Below are 13,548 nucleotides of genomic sequence, written 5' to 3' on the forward strand. Positions count from 1 at the left end.
ATGTCCAGTCATGTAATTAACGCTGATACTCATGCTCATGGTCACGACCATGGGCATGACGACCACCACCACGACTCGGGCCAGATGACCGTATTCGGTTTCTGGCTGTACCTGATGACCGACTGCATCCTGTTTGCGTCGCTCTTCGCCACCTACGCGGTGCTGTCCGGCAGTTTTGCCGGCGGCCCGTCGGGTCACGACATTTTCCAGCTGGACTTTGTCGCGGTCGAAACCGCACTGCTGCTGTTCTCGAGTATCACCTTCGGCTTCGCCATGTTGCAGATGTTCAAAGGCAACAAGGGCGGCGTGCTGGGCTGGCTGGCTGTCACCTTCCTGTTCGGTGCCGGCTTCATCGCGATGGAAGTCTATGAGTTCCATCACCTGATCGCCGAGGGCTTCGGCCCGCAGCGCAGTGGCTTCCTGTCGGCGTTCTTCGCGCTGGTCGGTACCCACGGTCTGCACGTAACCGCAGGTCTGATCTGGATGGCGGTGATGATGTACCAGATCAACAAGCACGGTATCACTGGCACCGCCAAGACCCGCATGAGCTGCCTGAGCCTGTTCTGGCACTTCCTGGACGTGGTCTGGATCTGCGTGTTCACCGTCGTGTATCTGCTGGGGGTTCTGTAAATGGCTAACGCACATAACAGCCACGCCGAGGGCAACCACGGTAGCGTCAAGTCCTATGTGATCGGTTTCATCCTGTCGGTCATCCTGACAGCGATTCCGTTCGGCCTGGTGATGTTCCCGAGCATGCCCAAGGACATCACGATCATGGTCGTGGTGGCCCTGGCGGTCATCCAGGTCGTGGTTCACCTGGTGTACTTCCTGCACATGGACCGTTCCGCCGAGCAGCGCTCCAACGTGTCGACCTTCATGTTTACCGTGATGGTCATTGCACTGTTGGTCGGCCTGTCGCTGTGGATCATGTTCAGCATCCACACCAGCATGATGGCGAAGTGAGGTAAGACGACATGTCCGTTAAGCACTTTATCCAAATCACCAAACCGGGGATCATTTTCGGTAACGTGCTTTCTGTGGCAGGCGGTTTCTTCCTTGCCGCGCAAGGGCATGTCGACTTCATGCTGTTCCTGGCCACGGTGATTGGCACTTCGTTGGTGGTGGCGTCTGGTTGCGTGTTCAACAACTGCATCGACCGTGACATCGACATCAAGATGGAGCGCACCAAGAACCGGGCGATGGTCCAGGGCCAGATCTCGCTGAAAGTCGCGCTGGCCTACGCCACCCTGCTCGGGGTGGCCGGCCTTGGCCTGCTGTATGTGCAGGCCAATGCTCTGGCAGCGTTGTTCGGCCTGATCGGCTTTGTCATCTACGTCGGGTTCTACAGCCTGTACCTCAAGCGCAAATCGGTGCACGGCACCCTGGTGGGCAGCCTGTCCGGTGCCATGCCTCCGGTGATCGGCTATTGCGCGGTAAGCAACAGCTTCGACCTGGCTGCACTGACCCTGCTGGTGATGTTCAGCCTGTGGCAAATGCCGCATTCCTACGCCATTGCGATTTTCCGCTTCAACGACTACCTGGCCGCATCGATTCCGGTGCTGCCGGTCAAGCGCGGGATCCTGGTGGCCAAGAAGCACATCCTCTGGTACATCGTGGCGTTCCTGGTAGCGACCCTGATGCTGACCCTGGGTGGCTACGCCGGCATGAGCTACATGGCCGTAGCCGCGGCCATGGGCATGTACTGGCTGTACATGGCCTGGACCGGCTACAAGGCTGTCGATGACCGCCTGTGGGCACGCAAGCTGTTCGTGTTCTCGATCTTCACCATCACTGCCCTGAGCGTGATGATGTCGCTGGACACCAAAGTGCCGACCGAGCTGCTGCTGACTTACGCGCACTGATTCATCAGCGTGTAATGAAAACGCCCCAGGCTGCGAAGCCTGGGGCGTTTTTGTTTGTGCGGCGTTTCTACAAACGACCGAAACTGCTGTTGACAAGTACCCCGTGTTTGCCGGATTTTATCGCCGCGCAGGTAAGGAGTATCTGCGCAGGGCCAGAGGATGCTGGCCGTGATTCATCACACAAGGGACTGTTCATGACCGAGCCAAACGCCGTTGCTCAACGGGCGTGCCTCGCGCTGTTGCGCGAACGCCACACTTCCGCTCATTTCGACACCGCCTTGCAGGTGCTCGATTGCCTGTTCCGTCGTCGCAGCCTGGCGCCCGGGCAGGATGACGAGCTGTCGGCCGAGGTGCTCGAACCGCATCTGGATAAAGTCCTCACCGCCATCGAAGCCGGCCAGCGCATCGAGATGGTTCTGCCAGCCTTCCCGGGCAAATCGCCGAACCGGCAGAAAACCCTCAGCCACCTGCCAGACCTTGCCGAGCGCCACGCCATCGACGAGCTGCAGCAGCTGTGCGCGGAAATCCAGGCCCTGTACGCACCGGGTGCGTTGATTCACATCTGCTCCGACGGCTATGTGTTCTCCGACCTGGTGCGCGTGCCGGATGAGCACGTCAAAGCCTACACCGACGAGATCCAGCGCTACGCCGAGCAGCACTACCCGAACAGCTTCGCCCTGTTCGATCTCAAGGATGCCTATCCGCAACTGGGTTGCCTGGACTCCATGCGCGAAGAGCTGATGATCGAGTACGGCCAGTCGCTGATTGCGCTGGGCCAGCGCTTTCAGGACGAGCCACACATGATGCTGATGTACTGCGGCATCCACCGCTTTCTGTCCGAGGATTACTCAGGCCTTGGCGAGTTCGCCGGCATGAGCCTGAACGCGGTGAAGAAGATCGCCAAGCCGGCCTCGCAACGGGTGATCCAGCGCAGTGAAGCCTGGAGTGCCTTGCTGCAGGCGCGTTATCCACAGTGCCTGCGCCTGTCGATCCACCCGCAGTTGGCGGTATCGGCGAAAATCGGCATTCGCCTGGTGCCTACCAGCGACCTCTGGCGTACGCCCTGGCACTCGGTGGCGATCAAGCGTAGCGGGGTGGTGATGCTCGACAAGCGCAGCAACATCGATGAGCGCTACAGCCGCCTGGTGTTCCGCCAGGGCCGTCCTTGCCACTACGCCAGTGCGCAATGATGCCGGTAGCGCTGGCGGCTGATGCGGTGATCTTCGACCTCGACGGCACCCTGGTCGACACCTTGCCCGATATCGTCTGGTGCCTGAACCACGTGCTGCAAGAGCAGGGCTACCCGCCGCTGTCACTGGAGACCATCAGTGCCTACGTAGGCGGCGGTACCGGGGCGATGCTCGAGCGGGTTGCCGCGCGCCTGGGGATTGTCGACGACAAGGCTCTGCATGAGCACTACATCGCCTGCTACCAGCAGCACCTGGTGCAGTTCTCGCGACCGTTCGATGGCGTGCCGGAGCTGCTTGAAGGCTGTCGCCGGCTGCAACTGCCGATGGCCATCGTCACCAACAAGGCCCATGACATGGCGCTGCAGGTGGCTGCGCAGCTGTTCCCGTCGGGTACCTTCGAGCTTGTCCTTGGCCAGCGCCGCGGCCACCCGCTCAAGCCGCAGCCTGACGCGGCTCTGGAGGCGGCCCGCTACCTGGCCGTCGAGCCCGCGCGTTGCCTGTTTGTCGGCGATACCGTCATCGATCTGATGACCGCGCGGGCGGCCGGCATGCACTGCGCCGCCGTGACCTGGGGCTATGGCCCGGTCTATGCCCTGCAGGCACAGGCGGCGGATCTTTACTGCGAGCAGCCGGCAGAGCTGTTGCGGGCCCTGCAACAGGCACTCACTTCTTGCATGGCTGGCACTCTCGCCAGCCAACGTTGAAACACCACCTCTCAAGGAAGAAAGGTCATGCAACACAAGGACACCTGGATCAAGGCGGTCAGCGACGTGCTGGCGGGTTATCTGCTCAAGGACAATGACGATCGCTTTGACGCGGCGGGCAGGGCCAATCTGGCCGTCAGCCTGGCCCGCTTCTACGATCAGCAGGCGCCGGTGCGTCTGGTGCTGCCGGGCTTCCCGTGCAAGTCGCCGAACGCCCGCGACCAGACCTTCGGCACGATGCCGGATTACGGCGAAGCCATGGCCATCGAGCGCCTCGACCAACTCGGCCAGGACATTGCCGCGCTGCACGCGCCGGGCTGCGTGGTGTCGATCCTCAGCGATGGCACCACCTTCAACGACATCGTTGGTGTACCTGATGACCTGCGCAAAGCCTACAACCAGGCCCTGCGCGAGTTGTGCACCACCCACACGATCAACTGGGTGAGCATGGAAGACCTGTTCCCCCAGGCCAGCAGTGCCGATGCCGTACGCGCGACCCTGGTCAAACAGGCACGTTTGCCGTGGAAGAACGTCGAGGCACTGATCGAGCAGAGCCGCCATGATGAAACCCTCAGCCACGCCCACGACAAGCTCTGCAGCCACCTCTACAACGACTTGCGCCTATGCCGCGAAGCTGGGCAGAGCGAAGACGAGCACCTGCAGCAGATCGGCTACAAGGCCTATCAGATGATGTTCCGCGGCCAGGCGCTGAATGCCGCGGTCAATCGCTTCTTCCCCGACGACATCCGCCTGTCGGTACATCAGTACGACAATGCCGGGCCAAAATTCACCGTGGCCCTGGCCGACGGTCTGACCCGGGTGTCCAGCCCCTGGCATGCGGTGCCGGTGCGCCACCTGGATGGCAGCCAGACTCTGCGCGGCCGTGCCGAGGTGGACATCGACAAGCATGTGCTGGTGCAGTACCAGGGGCGCCCGTGGCTGTACCACGAGAGCACCGGCGAAGCGCTGCAGGGCTTCGAGTTCGAACTGCAGAAGCGCCCGTTGTTCGGCTTGGTGGTACGTGACCCGTTGGGGCTGGGTTTCGAACGTTTTTCGACGCAGCTGCTCGAAGCGCTGGTGGAGACCTTCGGCTTTGTCTGCCTGCGTGGCTGCCGCTTCGAAGACCGCGACAGCTTTGCCCGCGACTGCGAGCGCTTTGGCACCATCTACCAGTGGGCGTTCGGCAAGGTGCATGTGGTCAAGCCGGCGGACAAACCCGAAGGCGTGGTGCACTCGCTGGAAAAGACTCCATTGCATTGGGACCTGAACATGCTGCCGGACAGCGATGCTCAGGTTCAGCGCGATCCGAAGTTCTGCGCAAGCAAGTTCATGCTCTATTGCAAGACTGCGCCGCAACCGGGGGAAGGGCAGACCACCATCGTCGACAGCCGCAATGCCTTGCGCAAGGTTGGCAACCAGGTGGCGCGGTTGTGGCAGGCGGTTGATATCACCTATTACACGCGTATGACTTACTTTGGTGGTTCGCCGCGTCACTACAGCCTGGTCGACCTGCACCCGCGCACCGGCGAACGCATTCTGCGCTATCAGGAAGGCACCGACTCCAGTCTGCAGACCTTGAGCCAGGAGGTGCAAGGCTTCGAGGCGCAGGCCCAGCAGGCCCTGCTTGAGCAGCTCAATGCCCTGGTCTACGACGATGAATGCCTGATCGCCCATGACTGGGTCGAAGGTGATCTGGTGCTGATCGACAACTACCAGACCCTGCATGGCCGCTTGCCTATGTCGCCGGCCTCGGCCTCCCGTGAGCTGTGGCGGGTTCAGGTGTACTGAGCCGAACACTCCCTGGCAGCGGCTCGGTGCCCGCTGCCCGGGAGGCTTTCCGCCTGCCGCGGGTGCTGTGCCGGCGGTAGCGTGTCGTGATCTTCAACCTGACAGGATCATGGCATGAGTGTTTTGACCGTGTATTTTTGCGGCACCGGGTCGCACCGATTCGACGACAACAACCCCAACTTCTGGAATGGCGAGCTGGTTTCGACCCTCGCTTCAAACGACCAGGGCAAGGAGTATGCCCACTGGATCGCCGTCGATGGCCCGGGCAGTGGCAACCTGCAAGCCGATGAACTGTTCGTCGAACCCGGTGGTTATTACAACTGGAACCAGACCTTGTTCGGCAAAGGCTGGGAGGAGAACGTCCAGCACGCACTGCAGATCATCAAGGGGCAGAGCAACTGGCAGCGCACGGAACTGAGCGAGGAGGAGTATCAGCGCCTGAAGGCTGCTGGCATCCCTATCCCCAACTCGACCGCTACGGCGTCCTGGTTCTGGCGCACCTACAACTACGGCAATCGCAAGATTACCCCGCAGTTGCTCCAGGAGCAGATCATCAAGCAGTTTCGCAAGGAAGGCGTCATTCCCACCCAGGTCAATCTGGTGGGGTGGAGCAGGGGCGCCGTCAGCTGCCACATGCTGGCCAATGCCATGCTTGGCGACAGTGAGCTGAAAAAGCTTCCAGTGAATATATTCGCCATCGATCCGGTGCCGGGCATGGGTAACTTCGACCGCCATCGCGTGCAACTGGGCGAAAACGTCAAACAGTACGTAGGTTTCTTCTCCCGCGACGAGCGTTCCAAGGGCTTTGCCTGCGTGATTCCCAAAACCCATGCCGGTACCCGCTGCCACGTCTATCCGATGCCCGGGCGTCACGCTACGCTGGTGGGCAATGCCGCTGCCGACGGTGCCGCCGGAAGCAAAGTGCTGGCCGAACCCGGCTTGATCGTTCGCCATTTTGCTGAAGTCTGCCTGACTCGTTGGGGAGTGAAACTGCAAAAAATGCTTAACCTGGGTGAACGTGAACTGCAGGCTTATCATCAGGTGCTGGTCCAAGATGAGAGCAAATATCAGGCAATGCGTAAGCATTCGTACACCCTGGTGACCGAGTCGGAGAAGGGCGAGCGTGCCGTTTCTCTGGGCAGCCAGACTGCGGGGTTCAGCGCGGTCAAAGGCAGCGGCCTGATGCCGGTCGAAGGCTTGGCTGCACCTGTGCGCTGGCAGGCATCGTCCTACAAAGAAATCCGTTAACGCCTGTTTTGTGCTGGACAGCGCGGCGGTCGAGGCCCTATCTTCTGCTTCGGCCACCGCAGTGGCCAACGTCGCTCGGACGGTTCCGGGCGCTTACGTCTTCGAGGAAGCCATGGCTGACCAAGGTTCGCCGCGCCGCTTTGCGCGCATTGATCGTCTCCCCCCCTACGTCTTCAACATCACCGCCGAGCTCAAGATGGCTGCACGCCGTCGTGGCGAAGACATCATCGACCTGAGCATGGGCAACCCCGACGGGGCCACGCCGCCGCACATCGTTGAGAAACTGGTGCAGGTCGCCCAGCGCGAAGACACCCACGGCTATTCGACGTCCCGCGGCATCCCGCGTCTGCGCCGGGCGATTTCGCGCTGGTACAAGGACCGCTACGAGGTCGAGATCGACCCGGAAAGCGAAGCCATCGTCACCATCGGCTCCAAAGAGGGCCTGGCGCACCTGATGCTCGCCACCCTCGACCATGGCGACACCGTGCTGGTACCCAACCCCAGCTACCCGATTCACATCTATGGCGCGGTGATAGCCGGTGCCCAGGTGCGTTCGGTGCCGTTGATTCCGGGCGTGGACTTCTTTAATGAGCTGGAGCGGGCGATCCGCGAATCCATTCCGAAACCGAAGATGATGATCCTCGGCTTCCCGTCCAACCCGACCGCGCAGTGCGTCGAGCTGGACTTCTTCGAGCGGGTGGTGGCCCTGGCCAAGCAGTACGACGTGCTGGTGATCCACGACCTGGCTTACGCCGACATCGTCTACGACGGCTGGAAGGCGCCGTCGATCATGCAGGTGCCGGGGGCCAAGGACATTGCCGTGGAGTTCTTCACCCTGTCCAAGAGCTACAACATGGCCGGCTGGCGAATCGGCTTCATGGTCGGCAACCCCGAGCTGGTCAGCGCCCTGGCCCGTATCAAGAGCTACCACGACTACGGCACCTTCACCCCGCTGCAGGTCGCGGCCATTGCTGCCCTTGAAGGCGACCAGCAGTGCGTGCGCGATATCGCCGAGCAGTATCGCCAGCGCCGCAACGTGCTGGTCAAGGGTCTGCACGAGCTGGGCTGGATGGTCGAGAACCCCAAGGCGTCGATGTACGTATGGGCGAAGATTCCCGAAGAGTATGCACACCTGGGCTCGCTGGAGTTCGCCAAGAAGCTGCTGGCCGAGGCCAAGGTCTGTGTGTCGCCGGGCATCGGCTTTGGTGACTATGGCGATGATCATGTGCGCTTTGCCCTGATCGAGAACCAGGACCGTATCCGTCAGGCGGTGCGCGGTATCCGCCAGATGTTCCGGGCTGATGGCGTGGGCAGCAAGCCGGCCCAGAAGTAAGCGCTGGGCCCGAGCGCGGGGTAAACCTGTTCCTACAGCTGGAGCAGGTTTTTCCCGCGAAACAACCGTCCGTCAGCGGCGATTTATTTCTGCATTACCCCCTTCTCAAACACCTGGCAAAGCATAGAATGGCGGCGGGTTTCTCCCTATAACGATAATCAACCTCCCCCCCTTCTCATCATGTCCGAACATAATCCTTGTTTGAACTGCGGCGCCTGCTGCGGGTATTTCCGTGTGTCTTTCTTCTGGGGTGAGTGCACGTCGGCGGGTGGTGTCGTGCCCGACGATCTGGTGGTCCAGATCAGCCCCAGCCGCGTTGCGATGATCGGCACCGACAGCAAGCCCTGTCGCTGCATCGGGCTTGAGGGCGAGATCGGCAAAGGGGTCAGCTGCAGCCTGTATGAACAGCGCTCAACCCCTTGTCGCGAGTTCGATGCGGCCTGGGTCAATGGCGAAGCCAACCCCAGCTGCGATGCCGCCCGTGCCGCCTATGGCCTGCCACCGCTGGAGGCCAACGAGCCAATCTGGCCGGACGAGGGCGCCGAAGTCGCCTGAGGCGCGACTTGAAGGTTACACTGCCGGGTTGATGAATCGGACAGGAGGTCCCGCGTGACCCGCATGTACAGTTTTCCCGCTGACCTGTGCCTCGAAAGCCCGCGCCTGCAACTGCGCCCGATGGTGGCCGAAGATGCTGCGGCGTGGTTTGCCATCATGGCCGATCCGCAGGTCATGCGTTACTGGAACCACGGCCCCTGGCAAGTGCTGGCAGAGGCCCAGGCAGCGCTGGCCGAAGACCGCGACGCATACGCCGCCGGGCAGATGCTCAAGCTGGGAATCTATCGGCGCGACAATAGCGAACTGATCGGCATGACCCAGCTGTTCAACCTGGAGCCCACCTCGCGCCGTGGCGAAATCGGCTATTGCCTGGCCAGTTGCGCGCAGGGCCGTGGCTACATGGACGAGGCGCTGACCTGTTTCATCGATTACCTGGCCCATGGCCTGCACCTGCGCCGGCTGGAGGCCGAGATTGACCCGCGCAACCAGGGGTCGGCGCGTACCCTGGAGCGCCAGGGCTTCGTCCTTGAAGGGCTGTTGCGCCAGCGCTGGTGCGTGGCCGGAGAGCTTTCGGACTCGGGGCTGTACGGGCTGCTGCTCGATCAGGCGCCGCTGGACGGTTGAATCCTGGCTGCTACCTGGCGGTTGCGTTGCGGTCGGGCATCTGGATATTATTCGGAACAATTCTCACTTACACACTTGCGAGTGCGCCATGTCCGTCGCCGAGCCGCCGCTGCAACGCGCGATCCACACGCTGTATTGCGAGCACCATGGCTGGTTGTTCAACTGGCTGCGGCGCAAGTTGCGCTGTTCACAGCATGCGGCGGACCTGGCACAAGACACCTTTGTACGCATTCTCGGCTCGCGCGACACGCTCCTGGGTATTCGCGAGCCGCGTGCCTTCCTCAGTACCACGGCGCGACGCCTGATCATCGATCGGGCACGTCGCCAGCAGATCGAAGACGCCTACCTGCGCGAACTGGCCCTGACTGTCGAGGTCATGGAGGGCCATCAGTCGCCCGAGCAGATCCTCCTGACCCTGGAGGCGCTGGAGCAGATTACCTTCATGCTCGAGGGCTTGCATGAAAAGGCCCGCCAGGCCTTTGTCGACTATTACCTGGACGAGCTGAGCCAGGTGCAGATCGCCGAGCGCCTGCAGGTTTCGCCACGCATGGTGCGCAAGTACCTGATGCAGGCCCTGGTGCATTGCCACCAGGCCGTTAATGTTTGATTGCCGATGACGGCCCAAGCGTCAATCGAGCAGCACGCCGCCGAATGGATTTTGCGCCTGGGCGAGGGTGAGCTGAGTGAGGCAGAGCGCCAGGCGCTGGATGCCTGGCGTCGGCAGGACGCTCGCCATGAAGCCACCTTCACTCGCATGCAGGCGATCCTCGAACAGATGCACAGCCTGCGCCCGCAACGCCAGCCGGTGCGCGCCGCACTGCGCACGCCTGCAAATGCCCAGCGGCGCGCGCAGTACCCACGCCGGGTGCTGCTGGGCCTGGCTTTGCTGGCAGCACTGGGCGTGCCCCTGAGCCTGTCCGGCTGGCATCCGCAAAACCTGCTGGCCGACCTGCACACCGCGCCGGCGCAATGGCAGAGCCACACGCTGAGCGACGGCACGCGGGTCATCCTCGAAGGCAACTCGGCCCTGGACTTGCGCTTCAGCGCCCACGAGCGGCGTATCGAACTGTTGCGCGGCAAGGTGCTGGTGGATGTCGCGCACGACAGCAGCTGGCCTTTCGTGGTGGCCACCGCCGACGGTACGTTCCAGGCCCTGGGCACGCGCTTCGTGGTTGCCCGTGGCGATGCCGGCAGCGAACTGACCATGCTCGAATCCCGGGTGATGGTGCGCAGTGCCGAGCAGGACAAGTCGCTGGCGGTGGCCAAAGGCGGGCGGGCCTGGGTTCGCCGGGATGATCTGGGGCTGCTGGCCAGTATTGATCCGGCCAGCGTTGACCAGGCCTGGCAGCGTCATCAACTGGTGGTTGAGCAATCGCCGCTGGTGGATGTCCTCGATGCCCTGGCCCGCCAGCGCCGCGGCCATCTGAGCTTCGACCGCAAGGCGCTGGCTGATCTGCGGGTGTCGGCAGTGCTGCCGCTGGACGACAGCGAGCGGGCCCTGCAGCTGCTGGCTGAAGTGCTGCCGATATCGATTCATTCGCATACGGCCTGGTGGACGCGTATCGAGCGCCGCAGTGCTGATAAGTAATTGTTCGCGACTGGTTCCTCATTCTCATCTTGGCCCGTCCTTCTAGAAGCCAACATGATTAAACAAGGAGCCTTTTCACCATGCGCCGATTTACTGGCCGCCCCGTTTTGAGCCCTCTGGCGCTCTGTGTACAGCTGGCCTGCAGCGGCCTGCTGCTGACTGCAGTCGCTGTGCCAGCAATGGCCCAGGGTCAACAACAGCGCTTCGACGTGCCTGCCGGTGCGCTGAGCACAGCGCTCAACCGCTTCGCCCAGCAAGCCGGCGTCGCCCTGGCCTTCGATCCGGCTGATTTGGCGGGGCGTAACACCGCCGGCCTGCAGGGCAGCTTCGCCCTTGAAGACGGTTTTGCCCGCTTGCTCGAGGGCAGCGGCTACCGTATTGCCCAGGGTGACAACGGTTATGTGTTGCTACCGCAAGCCGCTGCACCGGCAGCCCAGGTGCTGGAACTGGGGGTCACCACGGTGGCCGGCCAGGGCATGGGCGAAAGTACGGAAAATACCGGCTCCTATGCCCCGGGGCTGATCAGCGTAGGCTCCAAGTCACCGACCAGCCTGCGCGAAACGCCGCAGTCGGTGGCGGTGATCACCCGTCAGCTGATCGAAGACCAGCAGCTCACCGACATCAACGAAGCGATGAAGGCGACACCGGGAGTGATTACCCAGAGCACGACTTTCCGCATCCAGGATTTCATCTCGCGCGGCTTTTCCATCCAGAACCTGCAGATCGATGGCGCCGCCCCGCAGGCGCTGGGCACGGCCATGGGCTCGTTCTATTCGTCGAACATCTTCGACCTGGCCGAGTTCGACCACGTCGAGGTGCTGCGTGGTAGCGGGGCCTTGTTCGGCGGCTCGGGCGACCCGGGCGGGATCATCAACATGGTGCGCAAGCGGCCGATGTCCGAGAACCAGCTCAAACTGAGCCTGTCGGCCGGCAGCTGGGACAACTATCGCCAGGAACTCGACATCACCGGGCCCATGGGCTGGGACGGCCGCTTGCGTGGGCGCCTGGTGGTGGCCAACACCGACCGCCAGTACTTCATCGACAAGCGCAGCACGGAAAAGCCGCTGGTGTACGGCGTGATGGAAGCCGACGTGAGCGATGACACCATGCTCACCTTCGGCGTGCGCTACAACAAGTCCCATGAGAACGGCACCAACGCCGCTGTGCCGCGCTACAGCAATGGTGCCGATCTGGGCCTGCCACGGCACACCGGCCTGACCCAGTCCTGGGCATTCACCGACACCACGGCGCGCGAGTATTTCGCCAAGGTCGACCATCGCTTCAACGACGACTGGAAACTCAACCTGTCGTACACCAACATCTGGGATGTGTCCTGGTTCAAGACCGCGTCGACCCTCAATGCGGTTGACCCGATCAGCGGCAGCGGCGTGACCTGGTACGGTACCCAGAGCCGCCAGGAAAACGAACAGCACCTGTACGACGTCAACCTGGCCGGCAATTTCCAGGCCTTTGGCCTGGATCACCAGCTGATACTGGGGGCTGACTACCAGCGCATCGACAGCCGCTGGCTGGGCACCGCGCCACATCCCGGCTTTGGCGGGCCGGTGAATGTCTTCGACCCCGACGCCACGCCCTGGCCGGAGCCTGCCAACCACACCGACTACAGCCGCGACTACAACCCCAACGCCCAGCGTCAGTACGGCCTTTACTCCAGCCTGCGCCTGCAACTGGCCGAACCGCTGCACCTGATCCTCGGTGCCCGCGCCCAGCGTTACCACTTCGAGCAGATGTACCAGACCCGCACCGGCGAGCAATGGAACGTGGCTTCGCAAGTCGACCAGCGCATCGGCACCAAGCTCACGCCGTTTGGTGGTGTGGTCTATGACCTTGATGACCAGTGGTCGGCCTACGCCAGCTACTCGCAGATCTACAAGCCGCAGGCCAACAAGCTGGCCGGCCCGCAACCGGGCAGCCCGTTGCAGCCGATGACCGGCAAGACCTACGAGACCGGCCTCAAGGGCGAGCTGTTCGACGGCGCGTTGAACACCAACATTGCCTTGTACTACACCACCCGTGAAAACGAAGCGGTGCGTGACCCGCGCTTCACCTCGGCGAGCAATCTGTTTGCCGGCAGCTGCTGCTACCTGGACAACGGTGAAGTGGTCAGCAAGGGCATCGATATCGAGGCGTCGGGGGAACTGCTCCCGGACTGGATGCTGATCGGTGGCTATACCTTCAACCTCAATCGCAACCGCAGTGCCAATACCTCGCTGAGCACGGTGATGCCCAAGCACCTGTTCAAGCTCTACACCACTTACCGGCTGCCGGGTGTGTTGCAGGACTTCAAGGTTGGTGGCGGCGTGCAGGCGCAGAGCGCGACTTACGTATCCGGCACCACCAACCGTTTCAATGGCGATGGTTCGATCGCCGAGCGTGATGTGCCGTTCGACTTCACCCAAGGGGGGTATGCGACCTGGAGTGCACTGGTCGAGTACAAGGTCGACGAGCACTGGGACCTGACCCTCAACGGCAACAACCTGTTCGACAAGAAGTACTACCAGACCGTGGGAACCTCCACCTATGGCAACTACTACGGCGACCCCCGCAACTTCATGCTGACCCTGCGCGGCACCTACTAAGCGCCGGGCGACTTTGCGCAGGCCACCGGTCTGCGCTATTGTCGCGCGCTCTTTTA

Annotated in this window: 13 protein-coding genes; all 13 read left to right on the forward strand. The window is 62.2% G+C overall.

Going from position 1 to position 13,548, the window contains the following annotated elements; genetic code table 11:
* The 13 genes from LOY37_RS04265 (at position 1) to LOY37_RS04325 (ending at position 13,492) form a co-directional block, all read left to right on the forward strand.
* Positions 1–630 (forward strand): cytochrome o ubiquinol oxidase subunit III, encoded by a 630-nt coding sequence (locus LOY37_RS04265; protein ID WP_026001353.1) that lies wholly within the window; start codon positions 1–3, stop codon positions 628–630.
* Entirely contained in the window at positions 631–963 is a 333-nt protein-coding gene (gene cyoD / locus LOY37_RS04270; protein WP_038997063.1) for a cytochrome o ubiquinol oxidase subunit IV, read from the forward strand.
* Between the two features lie 11 nt (positions 964–974).
* Positions 975–1,862 carry a heme o synthase gene (cyoE, locus tag LOY37_RS04275; protein ID WP_038997062.1) on the forward strand — a complete coding sequence of 296 codons (888 nt, stop codon included), beginning with the start codon at positions 975–977 and terminating at the stop codon, positions 1,860–1,862.
* 194 nt (positions 1,863–2,056) lie between these two features.
* Positions 2,057–3,052 carry an isocyanide synthase family protein gene (locus tag LOY37_RS04280; protein WP_093388028.1) on the forward strand — a complete coding sequence of 332 codons (996 nt, stop codon included), beginning with the start codon at positions 2,057–2,059 and terminating at the stop codon, positions 3,050–3,052.
* Positions 3,052–3,756, forward strand: a complete 705-nt coding sequence (locus tag LOY37_RS04285; protein WP_309475542.1) for an HAD-IA family hydrolase — start codon at positions 3,052–3,054, stop codon at positions 3,754–3,756. The genes LOY37_RS04280 and LOY37_RS04285 overlap by 1 nt, the downstream gene beginning before the upstream one ends.
* A 27-nt stretch (positions 3,757–3,783) precedes the next feature.
* Entirely contained in the window at positions 3,784–5,544 is a 1,761-nt protein-coding gene (locus tag LOY37_RS04290) for an L-tyrosine/L-tryptophan isonitrile synthase family protein (protein ID WP_045196142.1), read from the forward strand.
* 114 nt (positions 5,545–5,658) lie between these two features.
* Positions 5,659–6,792, forward strand: a complete 1,134-nt coding sequence (locus tag LOY37_RS04295; protein ID WP_258716364.1) for a hypothetical protein — start codon at positions 5,659–5,661, stop codon at positions 6,790–6,792.
* Positions 6,793–6,904: 112 nt separating this feature from the next.
* Positions 6,905–8,125, forward strand: coding sequence for an alanine transaminase (gene alaC / locus LOY37_RS04300; RefSeq protein ID WP_115088667.1), 1,221 nt, complete (start codon positions 6,905–6,907; stop codon positions 8,123–8,125).
* Positions 8,126–8,305: 180 nt separating this feature from the next.
* Positions 8,306–8,680 carry a YkgJ family cysteine cluster protein gene (locus LOY37_RS04305; RefSeq protein ID WP_045196148.1) on the forward strand — a complete coding sequence of 125 codons (375 nt, stop codon included), beginning with the start codon at positions 8,306–8,308 and terminating at the stop codon, positions 8,678–8,680.
* A 54-nt stretch (positions 8,681–8,734) separates the two neighbouring features.
* Positions 8,735–9,304: a GNAT family N-acetyltransferase gene (locus LOY37_RS04310; protein ID WP_045196150.1), complete on the forward strand. Its 570-nt coding sequence runs from the start codon at positions 8,735–8,737 to the stop codon at positions 9,302–9,304.
* An 88-nt stretch (positions 9,305–9,392) separates the two neighbouring features.
* Complete coding sequence (locus LOY37_RS04315) at positions 9,393–9,911, forward strand: sigma-70 family RNA polymerase sigma factor (protein WP_045196152.1); 519 nt, start codon at positions 9,393–9,395, stop codon at positions 9,909–9,911.
* 6 nt (positions 9,912–9,917) lie between these two features.
* Positions 9,918–10,892, forward strand: coding sequence for a FecR domain-containing protein (locus LOY37_RS04320; RefSeq protein ID WP_258716365.1), 975 nt, complete (start codon positions 9,918–9,920; stop codon positions 10,890–10,892).
* 80 nt (positions 10,893–10,972) lie between these two features.
* Positions 10,973–13,492: a TonB-dependent receptor gene (locus tag LOY37_RS04325; RefSeq protein ID WP_258664310.1), complete on the forward strand. Its 2,520-nt coding sequence runs from the start codon at positions 10,973–10,975 to the stop codon at positions 13,490–13,492.
* Positions 13,493–13,548 lie beyond the last annotated feature (56 nt).

Source organism: Pseudomonas sp. B21-012 (genome assembly GCF_024749305.1).
Lineage (GTDB): Bacteria > Pseudomonadota > Gammaproteobacteria > Pseudomonadales > Pseudomonadaceae > Aquipseudomonas.